Source organism: Sulfitobacter sp. EhC04 (assembly GCF_001650875.1).
GTDB lineage: Bacteria > Pseudomonadota > Alphaproteobacteria > Rhodobacterales > Rhodobacteraceae > Sulfitobacter.
The window spans coordinates 21,920-39,640 of the sequence record NZ_LXYI01000003.1 but is presented as its reverse complement, the minus strand read 5'-3'; the positions used below and the strand labels follow the sequence as shown (position 1 = coordinate 39,640).

The window sequence follows — 17,721 nt, the reverse complement described above, 5'->3', positions numbered from 1 at the left end:
GAGGCCATGGGCACGGGCAAGCCGGTCCCGTTCACCCGAAAGCAGTGCTTTGGGTGGTGGCGAATTTAACTTTCGGGTGCGTCAGCTTCGGGCCATGGCCTCCAGCCGGGTCTGTTTTCGGGTGTCGGTCGGGGTGCAGCCGAACCGGGCTCTGTAATGTTTGCAGAACTGCGCCTGGTCGTAGAAGCCCCACTTCTGGGCGATCTGGGCCATGGTGGTGGTGTTGTTCACCATGCGCAGCATCTCGTGGCAGCGGGTCAGCCGCTTGTCTCGGATATAGCCCACCACCGAATGATCATTCTCGGCAAAGAGCCGTTGCAGATAGCGCAGCGAGATGCCGCAGGATTCCGCCACCACCTGGGAGGTCAGGCCGGGATTGGCGAGGTTGTCGCGGATGTATTGTTCCGCCCGCTGCAAATGCGCCGCGCGGATCGTCGAGGCGGTGCTGTCGAGAATGCGGTCGTCGCTGCGCATCGACAGGCACAGAAGGTCCAGCAGGTGCTGCCCGGCCATTTCGCGGGCGGCATCCCCGATCAGATCAATGCTTTCGATGGTGTTGCGCACGGACCCCAGGAAATAGGAACCGACCCCCGACCTGGCGTCAAAGGTCAGCGCGCCGAGCCGGTCGGTGGCCCCCAGCCGCGACCGCACGCTGGCGGTGGGCACCTTGAGCACCCAAAGCTTGTTGGCCTGCACATGGGAGAATTCATAAGGCAGGTCGCCGCGCTCCACCAGAAAGCTGCCGGGGCTGCAACTGGTGTCGCGGGTGCCCTGCTGGAAACAGATGTCGGATTTGTGCGGGATGGTGATCAGCAGGCTGCTTTCCTGCTCATGCGCGAAATGCGACTTGCTGCGGATGTATTTGACGCCGTCGCAGTTCATTTCGGACAGGCCGAGGTTGCCCAGCTTCCAGGACTGTAACGAGCCCTTGAACGCATCGGGTCGGGCGCATTTTGCCGAGAGCGGAAAATAGGTGTCGGACAGGGTCCGGGTCCAGACTTCGTCCTTGCTCATTGTACCGCAGTGGTCCGTCGAAAAATACATTGTCGTCTCCCCTGGCGACCGTGTTTGGTGTGAACCGGTCGACTCGTTGAATTCAACTTATCTTATCGCCTTTCGAAAACTTGGCGATTTGCGCATAAAGCTTTGCCGCGCGCCCCGTGCGCCCCGCGTCATCTGGCGCTGTCGAGAAACTCGATCTCCATGAAGGCGAACTCGAAATCATTGCCGTTGCGCACGTCATGGGTCACCCCGAGGTCGCGAAAGTAGGGTATGCCGGTTTTCAGCTCTGCCCGGCTGATCTTGCCTGTCTCGTCTTCGATGTCCAGAAAACCGTCCTGCAACGGCACAACGACGTAATCGTAGTCATGTTTGTGCCAGCCCGTGTTGTCACCGCGTTTGGCAAAGCGCCATTCGGTCACGCGCGTCCGGGCGTTCTTGATAAAGATTTTCGCGACGGCGTTTCCGGCTGTGGTTCCTTCACACATGATCTGTCCTTTTCTTATCGTCCACGGGTGCGATAGGCGTCGAGTGCGGCACCGAATATCAGTATTGCGCCGATCACCACCGGCTGCAAAGAACCGTTGATCTGTTGCAGGTTCATCCCGATCGACAGGCAGGTGATCAGCAAGGCCCCATAGATCGGGGCAGAGATCGTCCCGGTGCCGCCGCGCAGGGACGCGCCACCGATGACGGCGGCCGCGATGCTGCTGAGGACCAGCGAGGTGCCCAGGTTCGGTTCCCCCGATCCGGTCTGTGCGGTCATCAGCAAACCGGCGATTGCGGCCAGGATGCCGCTGGTGACATAGGCAAAGAACAGATGTTCGCGCACCCGCCGCCCGCCGACATGGGCGACCTCGTTGCTGTCGCCCAGCACATAGAGGACCCGGCCATGCACGGTGCGGGTCAGCATGACGTGCAGGCCCCAGGCCACCGCGCCCGCGATGATCAGCGGGATCGGCAGCAACAGGACGGTCATCTGGTTCAGGGCAAAGCTGAACCCTTCGGGCAGGTTGAAGATCGGGAAGCCGCCCGAGATCGTGGTGGCGATGCCGGTGAAAATGCTCATGGTTGCAAGGGTGACGACAAAGGGATTGATCCGCGCATAGGCGACAAGAACCCCGTTGATCGCACCCAGGGCCGCGCCGATGGCCAGGCCGGTGCAGACGCCCGCGAAAACGCCGATTTCAACGCCGAGACCGGGCAAGAGGCTGGTCATCACCATCGACGAGACCACCGACACCAGCGAGACATTCGCCCCCACCGACAGGTCGAAGCCACGGGTGATGATGACAACCAATTGTGCTGCCGCGACAAAGAAGAACAGCGACGATTGCTTCATGATGTTGACGACATTGCCGCCGGAGATCATCGCCGGTTGAAGGGCGGCAAAGAACACCACAACCCCGATGATCGCCAGCGGCAACAGCAGATGCGGGGCAATGGCGCGCAGGTCCAGCGGGGTGCTTTGGGTCTGGTCAGCCATGTCCGGCCCTCCGGCTTTCGCGGTAGCTTTCGGCGGCCACCGCAATGACAATCACGATGCCGATGATGATGATGTGGTATTTGCTGTCGATGCGGATCAGGCTCATGCCGTTGCTGAGCACCGACAGGAACAGCGCGCTGAGCGCGACCATGGGGATGCGCCCCACCCCGCCTTTCAGCGCTACGCCGCCGATCACGGCCACTGAAATGCTTTCCAGCATCAGGTTGCTGCCAAGCGTCGCCTCGCCCGAGCCGACCCGCGCGGTCAGAAACAGCCCGACGATGCCCGCCAGCAGCGCGCTGAGGACATAGGCGGCCCAGATGTATTTGCGCGTGTTCAGCCCGGAAAGCCGTGCGGCCTTTTCATTGCCGCCGACGGCGTAGAAGTACCGCCCCAGCCGGGTCTGGGTCTGCATGTACCACAACAGGCCCAGGACAACAGCCGCCGCATAGACGACATAGGGCAATCGGAACAGGCTGCCGCGCCCGATCTCGCGGGTGAACAAATCCGGCAGGTCATAGATCGGCGTGCCGCCGGTCACGTATCCGGCGATGCCCGCTGCGATTGTCATCGTGCCGATGGTCACCATGAAGGGCGAGATTTTCATCACGCTGACGAAAAACCCGTTGGCGAGGCCGACAAGGATGCCGGGGACCAGCCCCAGCAGACATCCGAGGGCGACAATCATTGCCACGCTTTCGATGCCGAGGTCCGCCAGCCAGACAATCGACAGGGCGGAACTGACCGAGGTCAGCGCCACGATGGCCCCCACCGAAATGTCGAAACCGCCGACTATGATCACCAGCATCTGCCCGGCAGAGATGATCGACAGGAAAGAGGCGTTGCGCAGCACGTTGATCAGGTTCGAGCTGCGCAGGAACCGGGGCTCATACAGGGCAAGCAGCCCGCAGGTCACGATCAGCACGACAGGCAGGATACCGATGGAGGCCATTATCCGGTTGCGGCGCGCGGTGTTCTGGATGGTTTGTGCAGGCATCTTAATTCACTTCCCCTGCCGTCTGCGCCGCAGGCTCTTCATGGGCGAAGAAATGCGACAGCAGGGCCTGTTCGGTCACCTCATCGCCGTCCAGCTCTCCGACGATGGCGCCTTCGCGCATGACGATGACCCGGTGCGACATATGCATGACCTCTGCCAGTTCGGAGGAGGCGATCACCACCGCCTTGCCTGCTTCGGTCAGCGTCTTGATCACATCATAGATTTCCAGCTTGGCCTGGATATCGACGCCGACGGTCGGTTCATCGAACAGAAAGATGTCGAATTCCCGCGACAGGCCGCGCGCGATCATCAGCTTTTGCTTGTTGCCGCCGGACAGTTGATCGGCCCTGGCGTTCAGCCCCGGCGTGCGGATTTTCAGTTTCTCGACGATGTCCTGGGTAAAGGACCGCTCCGCCGGGCGTTTCAACAGCATGCCGCGCCAGGAGAACCGATTGTCATCGAGGGCGGCAACCGTGCTGTTGCTGATCAGGTTCTGGCTCATTGCCAGCCCCTCTGTCGCGCGGTCGGAGGGGAAATAGCAGATGCGGTTGCCCAGCGCCTTGCGGGGAGAATGTCGGTCAAGCCTTGTGCCGCCGCATGTGATCTCGCCGCTGGCCAGCGCCTCCAGCCCGAAGGCCGCGCGCAGGACTTCGGATTTGCCGCAGCCCGCCAGACCGGCAAAGCCCAGCACCTCGCCCCGGCGCACCTTGAAGCTGAGGTCATGGGCCATGCCGCGTTGCAAGGTGACGCCCTCGAACTGCATCAGCGTATCGCCCGCAGACCGGGTGATCTGGGGAAAGAATTCGTCGAAGGTGCGCCCGGTCATCAATTGAACAAGTTCTTTCTCGCTCGTCTCGGCCATCTGGACGGTGTCGATGTATTTTCCATCCCTGAGTACCGTAACCCGGTCCGCGAGGCGCGAAATCTCGGGCATGCGGTGCGAGACATAGACAATGCCCAGGCCATCGGCGCGCAATTGTTCGATGATGTCGAAAAGCTGGGCAGCTTCTTGATCGGTCAGCGAGGCGGTCGGCTCATCCAGGATCAGCACCCGGCAATCCCAGAGCAGCGCCTTTGCAATCTCGACCATCTGCTGATGGGCGCGGCGCAGGGTGCGCACCCTGGCGCGCGGATCAAGCGCGAAGCCCAGACGGTCCAGCACGGCATGCACCTTGCGGCGCATCTCGGTTTTTGCCAGCCGCATCCCCTGGACCATCTCGTGACCCAGAAACAGGTTTTCCTCGACGGTCATTTCGGGGATCAGGCTGAACTCCTGAAACACGATGCTGACGCCCTTGTCATGGGCCAGCGCGGGGGTCATCACCGAAACGGGTTCGTTGAACAGCCGGTAGCTGCCGCTGTCGAACCCCTGCACACCGCAGATGATCTGGATCAGCGTCGATTTGCCCGCCCCGTTCTCACCGAACAGGACGTGGACCTCGCCCGCGCGCAATTCGAACTGCATGCCCTGCAACGCCTTGAACGCGCCATAGGATTTGTCGAGGTCGCGCAGTTCGATCAATGTTTCCCCGGCCTTATGCGCGGGATGGCCGGACGCAAGTGCTGCGTCCGGTTCAATCATGTGTTCTGCCATGAGCTGTTACTCGACCGCGTAGACTGGTTCCCAATCCGCGGGGGCGAAGGAGCGGCTCATGTCGAAACCGTCGATGTTGTCCTTGGTCAGCACGGTCATGGAGGGGTTGAGTTCCACCAGGTGATCCTTGCCTTCGAGGATGCGCACGGCGAGGTCCATCGCGATCCGCGCTTCCATGACAGGCGATTCCGTCACGGTTGCGGTTACGACACCGGATTTGACCAGATCAACCATCCCTTCGTTCGAGTAATAGGCGGCGATCAGGGCATCGTCGTTGCCAGCTTCTTCCAGGGCCTGTTTGGCCACTTCGGCGGTGACCGCCGTGCCATAGATGATGTTCACGTCATCATAGGCCTGCAAGGCATCCTCGACCAGGCGCAGTTGGATGCTTTTACCGGTATCGCCGTATTTGGCTTCGAGCAGTTCGATGGCGCTGCCTTCGATGCCGCGCTCGACGCCTTCGGTCGATGCTTCGGCCCAGCCGGAACCTTGCGGGCCGGGGAAGTGCACCATGCGCATCGGATTGCCATCGGCCATTTCCGCCAGAAACTTCGCGCCCGCCTCTGCCGCGTCGTCGTAATTGGCAAAGATACGCGCCCCGGCGGCATCGCTCATCGGGTTGATGACACCGACCTGCACGATGCCCTTTTCGTTACCTTCGGCCATGCTCTTGGCCAGACCGGCTTCGGAGATTGCACCGATCACGATGGCATCGACGCCCAGCGCCACACAGTCGTTGTATTGGGACACCTGTTTGGCCGCTTCGGTATAGCCGCCCGCTTCGAGGATGGTCGCCTTGACGCCAAGCTTGCGGGCCTGATCGACGATGCCGTAGTTCACGCCGACCCAGTAGCTGTCTTTCATATGCGGAAAGAGCACGCAGATGTGCCAGGGCTTTTCGGCCTTTTCCAGCCCCTGATAGGAGACGATTTCGCTGCCGCCATCGGCAGAGTTGACCACGTCGAACGGCCAGATCGCATCCTGCGCGGCGGCCGAGGTGGTCAGACCGGCCACGATGAGGGCTGTGGTCGATAGGCTTTTGAGTGATGTATTCATGTTGGACTCCCAGTCATGTTGATGAACAGCGCGGGGTGCTTTTTGCATTATGAGCGCCGACTTGGTTTGCCCGGCCCTGTGGCCCGGTTCGCCAGTTTGGTCATTGGTTGTGGTTCGCAGTATGAAGCAGGCAGGTGACTTGTTATTGGTTATAAACGGCCTTTGATGAAGAGATCAGCGAACACGCCATGCGGGCGGTGGCTGCGAATTGTCCCTTCCAGGCCGTCTGGCTTGAGCCTAGGCAACTTCCAGTGATATTGTAAAATACGATTTTCATACTCTTAATATCTGAAAATCGGATAGATTGATGCGTCGTTTTTCTCCTTCTCTGTGGTCTCCCGCTCCGGTTGTGGCAAGCTGCGCGTCTGACGGCGTGCGGCACCGGATCGCCGGGTGTGGTGTCGGGGGCGGCGCCTGGCCGCCCTCGTGCGTTTCAGGCCAGATGCGCGCGGACGGCATCCAGGGCGCTGGCGCGTTCCTTGCGGGCGGCCAGTGCCGTGTCCATGTCCACCTTGACGAAGCGCGTCGGCACATTGGGCTGCAACTGCCCGATCAGGTCCATATCGGCAGAGATCACCGTGCCGATCATGAAGTAGCCACCACCGGAGACCGCATCGCGGTGCAGAATGATCGGTTCTGTGCCGCTGGGCACCTGGACCGACCCGTAGGGGTAGCAGGCGTCGGTGATGTTGGACGGGTCCGAGCCCGCGCCAAAGGGCGGCTCGCGGTCCACAAACTCCAGCGGCGTGCCGCCCTTGAAGCGATAGCCCATGCGGTCCGCTTCGGAAGCGACCTTCCAGGTTTCCTCGAAAAACCGGGTGCCGGAGGCTTCGGTGATGCGGTGCCAGTAGAGGCCCGGCAAGACCCTGAGTTCTGTTTCCTGTGCCGGCATGCGCCGCAGCTTTTCCGGGATATGCGCGCCGGTTTTCGCCGTGCCGTCAGCCATCCCCAAAGGCAGCGTATCGCCGGGTTGCACCGCGCGCCCGTCGATGCCGCCGAGGGCACCGATGGGATAGGTCGAGCGGCTGCCCAGGTCGAGCGGCGTATCAATGCCACCGGAAAACGCGAGATAGGCCCGCGCGCCGGAGCGCAGATAATCGAAGGACAGTTTCTGTCCCGCCTTCACGGCAATCGCCGTCCAGGATTCGAGCACTTCGCCATCCAGCTTGGGGGGCAGGTCGCCGCCGGTCACGGCAAATGTGCAGTCTTGCGTGAATTCCAGTTCGGGGCCCATGAAGACGCATTCCAGCCCTGCGGCCCCTTCGTCATTGCCCACCAGCATATTGGCGCAGCGCATGGCGAAACGGTCCATCGCGCCGCCCATCGGGATGCCAAGGTGATAATAGCCGGGACGCCCCAGATCCTGAATGGTCGTGGCGAAACCGGATGTTATGACATTAATCGGCATAAAGAGCCTCCTCCAGCTTGGCGTTGGTGCCGTTGATATCCGCGTTGAACGCATCAAGGGAAAAGACCACCTCTCGGATGCGGGGCGCGTAGGTATTCGCCTCGACCTCGGCCAGGCAGCGGTCATATTCCGCGCGGTCGATCGGCTTCCATTTCACGATGTCGCCCGGTTTGAAGAACACCATGAAATCCTTGAGATAGCCGGTTTTCTGTTCCGGGTCGTAGATCGGCATCGGGGTGACGCCGAACATCTGGTAGCCCCCTGCCCCGCGCACGGAGTAGACGCAGGAAAAGCAGCCGCCATATCCCACGGTCAGCTTCGGGGTATCAGTGCGCGGGCGCAGGTATTTGGGCACCTGGATCTGCCGCTCGCGTTCGACCATCTGATAAAGGAAGGGCAGACCGGAGACAAAGCCGACCATGGAGACAAACCAGGGCGCGCCGGAATGGGCCGCGATAAAGGCCTCCACACTGTCATAGCCGTTGATCCGCGCCGCATATTCGATATCCGTCGCCTCCGGGTCCTGATGGCGTTCGCGGAACCGCATCAGGGTCTCATGGGTCCAGGGGTCCTGATAATAGACCGGGATCTCGATGATCCGGGTGGTCAGCTTCGGCTCCTGCTTTGCGGCTGTGGTCTCCATCGACTTGAGCTTGTCCATCAGCGCGTCGGGGTGGATCACATCGGGGTCGAACTTGATCTGGAACGACGCATTGGCCGGGCAGATTTCGGTGACCCCGTCGATTTTGGCGTCGCGCACGGCATTGGTCATCGAAAGCGTGGTGAAAAATGCCTCAAGTGACATTTCCTCGCTCACTTCGACAAACACATGTTCGTCGCCGCCAAAGGTATACCTTGATGTCATATTATGTGCCTTCCTCATCTGAAAATGTCCCGGCATGCTCTGCGAGCCATGGTTCGAGCCATTTTGTGTGGTAGTTCCCGGCCTGAACATCGGCGTCCTCCGCCAGGGCCAGGAACAGGGGTGCGGTTGTCTTCAATGCACCTGTGCGCAATTCGCCCACCGCGCGTTTCAGCCGGGTGATGGCCGCCGGACGGTCATGCGCGGTGACGATCAGTTTCCCCAGCAGGGAATCGTAGAACGGGGGGATCTGGTAACCATCATAGAGCATGTGGTCGAACCGCACGCCGGGGCCGCCGGGGGCGCGGAAGTTATCGACGATACCGGGGAATGGCGCGAAATTGTTGGCCGGGTCCTCGGCGTTGATGCGCACTTCGATGGCATGGCCGCGCAGCTGGATGTCGTCCTGGCCGACGGAGAGCGGTGCGCTCCCTGCGATGGCGATCATCTCGGTCAGCAGGTCCAGCCCCGTCACGCTTTCGGTGACAGGGTGTTCGACCTGGATGCGGGTGTTCATTTCGATGAAATAGAACGCGCCGGTTTCATCGTCGAAAAGGTATTCGACCGTGCCCGCGCCGCGATATCCCACCGCCTGCGCCAGTGCCACGGCGCTCTTGCAGAGGTCGGCGCGCAGCCTGTCGCTCAGCGCCATCGACGGGGCCTCTTCCCAGACTTTCTGGCGGCGGCGTTGCAGGGAACATTCGCGTTCATAGCAATGCACGAAATTGGTGCCGTCACCCAGAATCTGCACTTCGATATGGCGCGCCCTGGCGATCAGTTTTTCCAGATAGAGCCCGCCGTCGCCAAAGGCCGATTTCGCCTCTGCCGCGGCCTGCGGGGCGAGATTGGCGAAGTCCCGGGCGTTTTCGGCCACGCGAATGCCGCGTCCGCCGCCACCTGCGGTGGCCTTGATCATCACGGGATAGCCGATTTCATCGGCGATGCGGGCCGCCTCTGACAGGTCGCCGATCACGCCGTCACTGCCCGGCACGGTCGGCACGCCTGCCTTTTGCGCGGCGCGGCGGGCCGAGGCCTTGTCCCCCATGGCGCGGATCATATCGCCTGTTGGCCCGACAAAGGCGATGCCGGCCGCCTCTACCGCATCGGCGAAATCGGCGTTTTCGGCCAGGAACCCATAGCCCGGATGAATGCCATCCGCGCCGCTTTGCCGGGCGGCATCCAGCACGGCGTCAATGTTCAGATAGGATTTGGAGGCGGGCGGCGGCCCGATCTCGATCGCCTCGTCGGCCATCTCCACCGCCAGCGAACTGGCATCCGCCGCGCTGTAGACCTGCACGGTGCGGATGCCCATTTCCTGTGCCGCCCGGATGATCCTGACGGCGATTTCCCCGCGATTGGCTATCAGAAGCTTTGTGATCCCCATGATGCGCTCAGCTTTCCAGTTCGGCGATGACCTGACCGGGCATGATCGCATCCTCGTCCTCGGCCAGAAACGCGGTCAGCTTGCCGTCTGCCTCCGATTTCACTTCCGTATAGGTCTTCATCACTTCGACGAGGCCCACGACATCGCCCGCCTTCACATCGTCGCCGACCTCCTTGTAGTTTTTCTCTTCCGGGGACGGACGGCGGTAAAAGACACCGGGCAGCGGGGAGCGGATTTCAGATTTGGCCATGTTGGTTCTCCTGTCGGGGTGTTGGGTGTTCAGACATCTGCGCCGGTCGCCAGCCGCGCGCCAAGTGCGGCGCGCAGGGCTTTGGTGATTTCGACAACGCCCGGCGTATCGGAATGGACGCAGATCGTTTCTGCGCGCACATTGCTTGGTTTTTGCGCAGCGCTGAGAACAATGCCCTCGTCCACCGCCCTCAGGACCTTGGCCGCAACCTCCGCCGGGTCCTTGGCGTCATGTTCGCGGGTGATGATCAGCTTGCCAGTGTCATCATAGTCGAGATCGGCAAAGAATTCGGCCCGGAAGCCCAGACCGCGTGCGGTATAGATTTCCTCGTGCAATGTCCCGGCAAGGCCGAAGATCGGCACGCCCAGATGTTCGGAGGCATCGCAGATCGCATGCGCAATATGTTCGTGCCGCGCGGCCATGCCGTAAAGCGCGCCATGCGGTTTGACGTGCGACAGCTTGAGCCCCTCGACCGCGAGAAATTCATTCAATGCGCCAATCTGGTAGAGCACGATATTGGCCATCTCGTCGCGATCAATCACCATTTCGCGGCGGCCAAAGCCGGACAGGTCCGGCAGCGCCACATGGGCCCCGATTCGCACGCCATGGGCCTTGGCCGAGCGCACCGCATGGCGCATGTGGTTCGGGTCCGAGCCGTGGAAACCGCAGGCGATATTTGCCTCCGTTATCAAGGGCATCAAAGCGTCGTCGTCGCCCAACTTGTAAAGAGCAAAGCTCTCGCCCATGTCACAATTGATGTCGACCGCCATTTCAGCCTCCCGGAAATGCCAAGGTAAAACACAGATGCGCCGCCATATTCCGCTGGCCGACCCGCCGTTGTGCCAAGGCTACGCAGGGCAAGACTTGATTGTAAAATATGATTTTTCAGCTAGTACATTCTGAAAAACAGATAATGCTTTTCCTGCCTGCGGCCCCCGCTTTCGGCGTGCCTGGCCCTGGCAGATCATCAAGGAAACCCCGCCATGACCCCAAGTTTGCGACAGATCAGATACTTCATTGCCGCTGCCGATGCGGGCCAGATTTCCAAGGCCGCAAGCGAGATCAACGTCTCGCAATCGGCCATCACCACGGCGATCAAGGCATTGGAGGAGCTGATCGGCACATCGCTGTTCGACCGGCACGCAGGCGGGGTGACCCTGACCTATGAGGGCAGTCTGTTTCTGAACCACGCGAGGGGGATCATCGATTCGGTGGAAGAGGCGATCCGCATCCCCCGGCGGGTTCAGCGTGATGTGATCGGCACCTTCAACCTTGCCGTGACCTATACGGTCGGGGGGTATTTCCTGCCGCCGCTGCTGTTGCGGTTTCAGCAGGCCCTGCCGAACGTCAATGTGACGCTTGTGGAAGCCGAACGTGTGGCCATCGAAGAGGGGCTGACAGACGGCAGGTTCGATGTCGCGGTCATGCTGACCTCGAACCTCAGGAACCGGGCCGCGATTGACCACACCGTGCTGCTGCGGTCGCGGCGGCGGCTTTGGCTGCAGGCCAACCACCCGCTGCTGTCGGCAAAATCCGTGTCCCTCAGTGATGTGGCGAAGGAACCCTATATCATGTTGACGGTCGATGAGGCGGCGGAGACCGCAAAACGCTACTGGGATCATCTGCCCACACAGCCCAACATCATCTTCAAGACCTCGTCGGTCGAAGCCATCCGCAGCATGGTTGCCACCGGCATGGGGGTCTCGATCCTGTCGAACATGGTGTACCGGCCCTGGTCGCTGGACGGCAGCAAGGTCGATGTGATCGACATCACCGACACGCTGCCGACCATGGATGTCGGACTGGCCTGGCCCCGCGCCGCCGAGCTGAGCCCCGCAGCGCTGTCGTTTCTGGAATTCATGAAACTGGCGGTACAGGGGTCAGGGGGGCCGGTTTCCAAACAGGCCGAATAGACCGGGCCGGACCCGATCCTGCCGCTGCGGTGCAGACCACAAGGTCGAACCCGGTACGATACATGAGACCAGTCATGAGCCGGCCATGATGAGCCATTTTCATATTGTTCTCTAGTATTATGAATTTTCCTCTCTGCTCCACATCGCCTATGTGCAGGTCATGACGTTGACAAACTCAGACCCCGCCCGCCGGCTTGCTGCCCTCGCACATGAGCGTATCTTGATACTCGACGGGGCAATGGGCACGCAGATCCAGACGCTTGGCCTGAACGAAGAGGATTACGCGGGGCATGGGTCAGGCCATGCCTGCCGCCATCATTCCGAGCATCCGCAGAAGGGCAACAACGACCTGTTGACCCTGACACAGCCGCAGGCCGTGGAGGATATCCATTTCGACTTTGCCATGGCCGGTGCGGATATCGTCGAGACCAATACCTTTTCCGCCACCACCATTGCGCAGGCCGATTACGGGATGGAAAGCGCCGTGCATGACCTGAACGCCGAAGGGGCGCGCATCGCCCGCCGTGCGATGGACCGTGCCACCGCCATCGACGGCAAGCAGCGGTTCGTGGCGGGTGCGGTCGGGCCGACGAACCGCACTGCGTCACTGAGCCCGGATGTGAACGATCCGGGCTTTCGCGCGGTTACCTTTGACGATCTGCGCCTGGCTTACGGCGAACAGGTGCGCGGGCTGATCGCGGGCGGTGCCGATCTGATCCTGATCGAGACGATCTTTGACACGCTGAACGCCAAGGCCGCGATTTTCGCCTGTTTCGAGGCCTTTGAGGAGCATGGAAGCAGGCTGCCGCTGATGATCTCCGGCACCATCACCGATGCATCGGGGCGCACGCTGTCGGGGCAGACGCCCACCGCCTTCTGGCATTCGGTCAGCCATGCGCGGCCCTTCACGGTCGGGCTGAATTGCGCACTTGGGGCCAGCGCGATGCGCCCGCATATCGCAGAGCTTGCCGGTGTGGCCGATACGCTGATCTGTGCCTATCCCAATGCGGGCCTGCCCAATGCATTCGGGCAATATGACGAAGGCCCAGAGGATACCGCGCGCCAGGTGGCAGACTTTGCCGCCGACGGGATGGTGAATGTGGTTGGCGGGTGCTGTGGCACCACCCCGGGCCATATCGCGGCGATTGCCGAGGCGGTGGCACCCCATGCCCCCCGCCAGATGCGCAGCGAGGTGGCAGCATGACCCGCCATCTGCGCCTGTCCGGGCTGGAACCTTTCGTTCTGACCCCCGACATTCCTTTCGTGAATGTGGGCGAACGCACCAATGTCACCGGCTCTGCGCGGTTCCGCAAGCTGATCACCAACCGCGATTACTCCGCCGCCCTCGAAGTGGCGCGCGATCAGGTCGAGAACGGCGCGCAGATCATCGACATCAACATGGACGAGGGTCTGATTGATTCAAAGGCCGCGATGGTCGAGTTCCTGAACCTTGTCGCCGCCGAACCGGACATTGCCCGTGTGCCGATCATGATCGACAGTTCGAAATGGGAGGTGATAGAAGCGGGCCTGCAATGCGTGCAGGGCAAATCCGTGGTCAATTCGATCAGCATGAAAGAGGGCGAAGACGCCTTTCGCCACCATGCGCGCCTGTGCCTTGCCTATGGGGCTGCGGTGGTTGTCATGGCCTTTGACGAGGACGGACAGGCCGACACCTGCGCGCGCAAGACCCAGATTTGCGAACGGGCCTATCGCATCTTGGTGGAGGAGGTCGGCTTTCCGCCCGAAGACATCATCTTTGACCCCAATGTGTTCGCGGTGGCAACGGGCATCGAAGAGCACAACAACTATGGCGTCGATTTCATCGAGGCGACCCGCTGGATCCGCCAGAACCTGCCTCATGCCCATGTCTCGGGCGGGGTGTCGAACCTGTCGTTCTCGTTCCGGGGCAACGACACGGTGCGCGAGGCGATGCATGCGGTGTTCCTGTACCATGCCATTCAGGCGGGCATGGACATGGGGATCGTGAACGCGGGGCAACTGGCGGTCTATGACCAGATTGATCCCGACCTGCGGGAGGCCTGCGAAGATGTGGTGCTGAACCGTCGCGAGGACGCAACCGAACGGCTGCTGGACATTGCCGACCGCTTTCGCGGCGGTGCGCGCGAGGAAAAGGTGCGCGATCTGGCGTGGCGTGAATGGACCGTCGAAAAGCGGATGGAACACGCGCTGGTCAACGGCATCACCGAATTTATCGAAGCCGACACCGAAGAGGCGCGCCAGGCCGCCGAACGGCCCCTGCACGTGATCGAAGGGCCGCTGATGGCGGGCATGAACGTGGTCGGCGATCTGTTTGGCGCGGGCAAGATGTTCCTGCCGCAGGTGGTCAAATCGGCGCGGGTGATGAAACAGGCCGTGGCGATCCTGCTGCCCTATATGGAAGAGGAAAAGCGTCAGAACGGCGGTGTTGGCCGCGAGACAGCGGGCAAGGTTCTGATGGCCACGGTCAAGGGCGATGTGCATGACATCGGCAAGAACATCGTCGGCGTTGTGCTGGCCTGCAACAATTATGAAATCATCGACCTTGGCGTGATGGTGCCGCCGCAAAAGATCCTGCAAATCGCCCGCGACGAAAATGTCGATGTGATCGGCCTGTCGGGTCTGATCACGCCCAGCCTTGATGAGATGTCCCATATGGCCGCCGAGATGGAACGCGAGGGCTTTGACATCCCGTTGTTGATCGGGGGGGCGACCACGTCCAAGGTCCATACCGCCGTCAAGATCGCGCCGCGCTACAGCCGGGGTCAGGCGGTCTATGTGCTGGATGCCAGCCGCGCGGTGGGTGTGGTGGGCGAGTTGCTGAGCCGCGACCGCAAGGCCGCCTATATCGACACGATCAAATCAGAATACATCGAGGTGACCGAGCGCCATGAACGCGCCGAGCGTGCCAAGAAACGTGTGCCCCTGGCCGAGGCGCGTGCCAATGCGATGCAGATCGACTGGAGCGGTTACACGGTCCCCGCGCCCAGGTTCACCGGTGCCAAGATCATCGACGATTGGGATTTGGCCGAGATTGCGGAGTATATCGACTGGACGCCGTTCTTTCGCACCTGGGAGTTGAAGGGCGTCTATCCGAAGATCCTGGAAGACGAAAAACAGGGCGAAGCGGCGCGCGCGCTGTTTGCCGACGCCAAGGAGATGCTGCAACGGATCATTGATGAGAAATGGTTCGGGCCGCGCGCTGTCGTCGGGTTCTGGCCCGCCAATGCGCAGGGCGATGACATCCACCTGTTCACCGACAACAGCCGCGGCGATGAACTTGCGAGGCTGCACACGCTGCGCCAGCAACACGCCAAACGCCCCGGACGGCCCAATGTGGCACTGGCCGATTTCGTGGCCCCCGGTGGCACCGACGACTGGATTGGCGGGTTCGTGGTGACCGCAGGGGCAGAAGAAGCCGAGATTGCCAAAAGGTTCGACAAGGCAAACGACAATTATTCCGCAATCCTTGTCAAAGCCTTGGCCGACCGCTTTGCCGAAGCCATGGCCGAAATGCTGCACCAGCGCGTGCGCCGCGATTACTGGGGCTATGCCGCCGATGAAACCTTTGCGCCCGCAGAGTTGATTGGTGAACCCTACCAAGGCATCCGCCCCGCGCCCGGCTATCCCGCCCAGCCCGACCATACCGAGAAACGGACCCTGTTCAGCCTGCTGGACGCCGAGGCCGCCACCGGCGTCGAGCTGACGGAAAGCATGGCGATGTGGCCCGGATCATCGGTTTCGGGGCTCTATATCGCGCACCCCGACAGCTATTATTTCGGCGTGTCCAAGGTCGAGCGGGATCAGGTGCAGGATTATGCCAACCGCAAGGGCATGAGCATGGACGATATGGAACGCTGGCTTGCGCCGATCCTGAACTATGTGCCCACGGCGCAAGAGGTCATTGCCGCTGAATGACCGCCGCGCGGCCTTGTGGTCAGAATTTCGCGTGGGGGCTGAGCGTGCCCATGACGCGGGGTTCATGACGCGGGGTTTACCTTGCACCAACATGACCTGTTTGCACCTCGCTGATCACTGTTGCGGGGGAGGTGGTGGTTTATCACCTGAATCCCTTTCTTATTGAGAGACGGGTCGCCGGAAACAAATCACCTGACGGTGGATGGATGGCGCCATTTTTCTGCACTCTGCTTTCGGCAATATGTCCTGCTGTCTTTTCCAAGAGAGTTTTGGTCGCAAATATATCTTCATAAAACATGCGTCCGGCCTATCACCACGGGACAAGGTGCGGGCTTCGGTCCGAGAATTGGGAAGCCGGCGAAAATCCGGCACTGCCCCCGCAACGGTAAGATCGTAATGCGGCGCAACAACGGCCACTGGGCAGGAGGAGCTCGGGAAGGCGTTGCGCCGTGCGCCCTGACGGGCTGCGATCAAGTCCGGAAACCAGCCTTGGTCAAGTTGTTCAACCGCGGGTGGCGGTCTTGACGCTGAATTGGCGCGCCGCACCTCCTGACGCTGCGGGCCATCGGCGTCTTGTGCTGCCATCTGCCCAAACCGATCCGCGGGGCGCGGCAGGAGACCAGAAAGATGACCCACCCAATCAGCGATCTGCTGGCACGGCGCCGCGCCGGCCATGCGCTGGAACAACCCTTCTACACCGACCCGGACGTCTTTCGCGCGGATATGGAAACGATTTTCTACCGCGACTGGCTGTTCGCCATCCCGGCTTGCGAATTGGCCAAGCCCGGCAGCTATGTCACCCATCAGGTCGGCAGCTACGGCGTGGTGATCGTGCGCGGAGCCGATGGCGTGATCCGCGCCTTTCACAATTCCTGCCGCCATCGCGGATCGATCATCTGCAACAAGGCAAAGGGCGTGTCCCCCAACCTGGTCTGCCCCTATCACCAATGGACATACAGCCTGGACGGCAAGCTGTTGTGGGCCCGTGAAATGGGGCCGGATTTCGATCCGTCCAAGCACGGGCTGAAGCCGGTCCATTGCCGTGACCTGCAAGGGCTGATCTATATCTGCCTTGCGGATGACGCGCCCGATTTCGATACCTTCGCCGCCCTCGCCCAACCCTATCTGGCGGTGCATGACCTGAGCGACGCCAAGGTCGCCCATGAGACCAGCATCGTCGAAGACGGCAACTGGAAACTGGTCTGGGAAAACAACCGCGAGTGTTATCACTGCGGGGGCAACCATCCGGGCCTGTGCCGGTCCTTTACCGATGACCCCACTGTCACCGGCATCGAGGAAGGGGAGACGCCGCCGCATCTTCAGGCCCATTTCGACCGGTTGGAGACCCAGGGCTATCCCTCGCAATTCCGCATGGCGGAGGACATGCAATACCGTGTCGCGCGGATGCCGCTGCTGCCGGGTGCCAAAAGCTTTACCATGGATCTGAAGCCCGCGGTGCAGCGGGTTCTGGGGCGGGTCAAGGACGACACCGCAGGCACTTTGCTGAAATACCATTACCCCACCACCTGGAACCATTTCCTGCCGGATCATTCAATCGTCTTTCGCGTCACACCGCTGACGGCGACAACGACAGAGGTCACAACCAAATGGCTGGTGCACAAGGATGCGGTCGACGGGGTGGATTACGACATTCAGCGCCTGACCGAGGTCTGGATCGCCACCAATGACGAGGACCGCCAGGTGGTCGAAGACAACCAGCGCGGCATCAATTCGCCCGCCTATGAGCCCGGCCCCTATTCACCCATCCATGAAACCGGCGTGATGGGTTTTGTCGACTGGTATTGCAACACGATGTCGCGGCGGTTGACCGCGACCAAGATGGCGGCGGAGTAATGC

15 protein-coding genes and 1 riboswitch are annotated in these 17,721 nt (G+C 61.3%); of the genes, 4 read left to right on the top strand and 11 right to left on the bottom strand.

Features of this window, described 5'->3' with window-relative positions:
* Positions 1-81: 81 nt before the first annotated feature.
* The 11 genes from A8B82_RS01540 to pxpA all read right to left on the bottom strand — a co-directional run bounded on the left by A8B82_RS01540 (position 82) and on the right by pxpA (position 10,806).
* Positions 82-1,044, bottom strand: a complete 963-nt coding sequence (locus A8B82_RS01540) for a helix-turn-helix domain-containing protein (protein WP_067287481.1) — start codon at positions 1,042-1,044, stop codon at positions 82-84.
* A gap of 128 nt (positions 1,045-1,172) precedes the next feature.
* A complete protein-coding gene (locus tag A8B82_RS01535) occupies positions 1,173-1,487 on the bottom strand; it encodes a cupin (RefSeq protein WP_067287479.1) in 315 nt (104 codons plus the stop codon).
* A 14-nt stretch (positions 1,488-1,501) separates the two neighbouring features.
* Entirely contained in the window at positions 1,502-2,485 is a 984-nt protein-coding gene (locus A8B82_RS01530) for an ABC transporter permease (RefSeq protein ID WP_067287476.1), read from the bottom strand.
* Positions 2,478-3,482 carry an ABC transporter permease gene (locus A8B82_RS01525; protein WP_067287473.1) on the bottom strand — a complete coding sequence of 335 codons (1,005 nt, stop codon included), beginning with the start codon at positions 3,480-3,482 and terminating at the stop codon, positions 2,478-2,480. Before A8B82_RS01525 ends, A8B82_RS01530 begins: the two co-directional genes overlap by 8 nt.
* Position 3,483: 1 nt before the next feature.
* Positions 3,484-5,064 carry a sugar ABC transporter ATP-binding protein gene (locus tag A8B82_RS01520; RefSeq protein WP_067287551.1) on the bottom strand — a complete coding sequence of 527 codons (1,581 nt, stop codon included), beginning with the start codon at positions 5,062-5,064 and terminating at the stop codon, positions 3,484-3,486.
* Positions 5,065-5,082: 18 nt separating this feature from the next.
* Positions 5,083-6,132: a TMAO reductase system periplasmic protein TorT gene (gene torT, locus A8B82_RS01515; RefSeq protein WP_067287471.1), complete on the bottom strand. Its 1,050-nt coding sequence runs from the start codon at positions 6,130-6,132 to the stop codon at positions 5,083-5,085.
* 433 nt (positions 6,133-6,565) lie between these two features.
* Entirely contained in the window at positions 6,566-7,540 is a 975-nt protein-coding gene (locus A8B82_RS01510; protein ID WP_067287468.1) for a biotin-dependent carboxyltransferase family protein, read from the bottom strand.
* Complete coding sequence (locus A8B82_RS01505) at positions 7,530-8,405, bottom strand: 5-oxoprolinase subunit B family protein (protein ID WP_067287465.1); 876 nt, start codon at positions 8,403-8,405, stop codon at positions 7,530-7,532. The genes A8B82_RS01510 and A8B82_RS01505 overlap by 11 nt, the downstream gene beginning before the upstream one ends.
* A 1-nt stretch (position 8,406) precedes the next feature.
* The gene (locus A8B82_RS01500) at positions 8,407-9,786 is read right to left on the bottom strand and encodes an acetyl-CoA carboxylase biotin carboxylase subunit (protein ID WP_067287462.1); all 1,380 of its coding nucleotides are present in this window, start codon (positions 9,784-9,786) and stop codon (positions 8,407-8,409) included.
* A gap of 7 nt (positions 9,787-9,793) precedes the next feature.
* Positions 9,794-10,036, bottom strand: a complete 243-nt coding sequence (locus A8B82_RS01495) for an acetyl-CoA carboxylase (RefSeq protein WP_067287460.1) — start codon at positions 10,034-10,036, stop codon at positions 9,794-9,796.
* Between the two features lie 29 nt (positions 10,037-10,065).
* Positions 10,066-10,806, bottom strand: a complete 741-nt coding sequence (gene pxpA / locus A8B82_RS01490) for a 5-oxoprolinase subunit PxpA (protein WP_067287457.1) — start codon at positions 10,804-10,806, stop codon at positions 10,066-10,068.
* Between the two features lie 213 nt (positions 10,807-11,019).
* On the opposite strand from pxpA, the gene A8B82_RS01485 reads away from it, so the two are divergent.
* The 4 genes from A8B82_RS01485 to A8B82_RS01470 all read left to right on the top strand — a co-directional run bounded on the left by A8B82_RS01485 (position 11,020) and on the right by A8B82_RS01470 (position 17,718).
* Positions 11,020-11,949 carry a LysR family transcriptional regulator gene (locus tag A8B82_RS01485; protein WP_067287454.1) on the top strand — a complete coding sequence of 310 codons (930 nt, stop codon included), beginning with the start codon at positions 11,020-11,022 and terminating at the stop codon, positions 11,947-11,949.
* Positions 11,950-12,109: 160 nt separating this feature from the next.
* Positions 12,110-13,153 carry a homocysteine S-methyltransferase family protein gene (locus A8B82_RS01480; protein WP_067287549.1) on the top strand — a complete coding sequence of 348 codons (1,044 nt, stop codon included), beginning with the start codon at positions 12,110-12,112 and terminating at the stop codon, positions 13,151-13,153.
* A complete protein-coding gene (gene metH / locus A8B82_RS01475) occupies positions 13,150-15,864 on the top strand; it encodes a methionine synthase (RefSeq protein ID WP_067287451.1) in 2,715 nt (904 codons plus the stop codon). The genes A8B82_RS01480 and metH overlap by 4 nt, the downstream gene beginning before the upstream one ends.
* A 306-nt stretch (positions 15,865-16,170) precedes the next feature.
* Positions 16,171-16,371: riboswitch (cobalamin riboswitch) on the top strand.
* Between the two features lie 120 nt (positions 16,372-16,491).
* Positions 16,492-17,718 (top strand): aromatic ring-hydroxylating oxygenase subunit alpha, encoded by a 1,227-nt coding sequence (locus A8B82_RS01470; RefSeq protein WP_067287449.1) that lies wholly within the window; start codon positions 16,492-16,494, stop codon positions 17,716-17,718.
* Positions 17,719-17,721 lie beyond the last annotated feature (3 nt).

What these genes read in the sequence shown, in the direction of transcription:
- A8B82_RS01495 (WP_067287460.1), bottom strand. Translation starts at nt 10,036, where the DNA reads ATGGCCAAATCTGAAATCCGCTCCCCGCTGCCCGGTGTCTTTTACCGC.
- A8B82_RS01535 (WP_067287479.1), bottom strand. Translation starts at nt 1,487, where the DNA reads ATGTGTGAAGGAACCACAGCCGGAAACGCCGTCGCGAAAATCTTTATC.
- A8B82_RS01520 (WP_067287551.1), bottom strand. Translation starts at nt 5,064, where the DNA reads ATGATTGAACCGGACGCAGCACTTGCGTCCGGCCATCCCGCGCATAAG.
- A8B82_RS01540 (WP_067287481.1), bottom strand. Translation starts at nt 1,044, where the DNA reads ATGTATTTTTCGACGGACCACTGCGGTACAATGAGCAAGGACGAAGTC.
- torT (WP_067287471.1), bottom strand. Translation starts at nt 6,132, where the DNA reads ATGAATACATCACTCAAAAGCCTATCGACCACAGCCCTCATCGTGGCC.
- pxpA (WP_067287457.1), bottom strand. Translation starts at nt 10,806, where the DNA reads ATGGCGGTCGACATCAATTGTGACATGGGCGAGAGCTTTGCTCTTTAC.
- A8B82_RS01505 (WP_067287465.1), bottom strand. Translation starts at nt 8,405, where the DNA reads ATGACATCAAGGTATACCTTTGGCGGCGACGAACATGTGTTTGTCGAA.
- A8B82_RS01470 (WP_067287449.1), top strand. Translation starts at nt 16,492, where the DNA reads ATGACCCACCCAATCAGCGATCTGCTGGCACGGCGCCGCGCCGGCCAT.
- A8B82_RS01525 (WP_067287473.1), bottom strand. Translation starts at nt 3,482, where the DNA reads ATGCCTGCACAAACCATCCAGAACACCGCGCGCCGCAACCGGATAATG.
- A8B82_RS01480 (WP_067287549.1), top strand. Translation starts at nt 12,110, where the DNA reads ATGACGTTGACAAACTCAGACCCCGCCCGCCGGCTTGCTGCCCTCGCA.
- A8B82_RS01500 (WP_067287462.1), bottom strand. Translation starts at nt 9,786, where the DNA reads ATGGGGATCACAAAGCTTCTGATAGCCAATCGCGGGGAAATCGCCGTC.
- A8B82_RS01485 (WP_067287454.1), top strand. Translation starts at nt 11,020, where the DNA reads ATGACCCCAAGTTTGCGACAGATCAGATACTTCATTGCCGCTGCCGAT.
- metH (WP_067287451.1), top strand. Translation starts at nt 13,150, where the DNA reads ATGACCCGCCATCTGCGCCTGTCCGGGCTGGAACCTTTCGTTCTGACC.
- A8B82_RS01510 (WP_067287468.1), bottom strand. Translation starts at nt 7,540, where the DNA reads ATGCCGATTAATGTCATAACATCCGGTTTCGCCACGACCATTCAGGAT.
- A8B82_RS01530 (WP_067287476.1), bottom strand. Translation starts at nt 2,485, where the DNA reads ATGGCTGACCAGACCCAAAGCACCCCGCTGGACCTGCGCGCCATTGCC.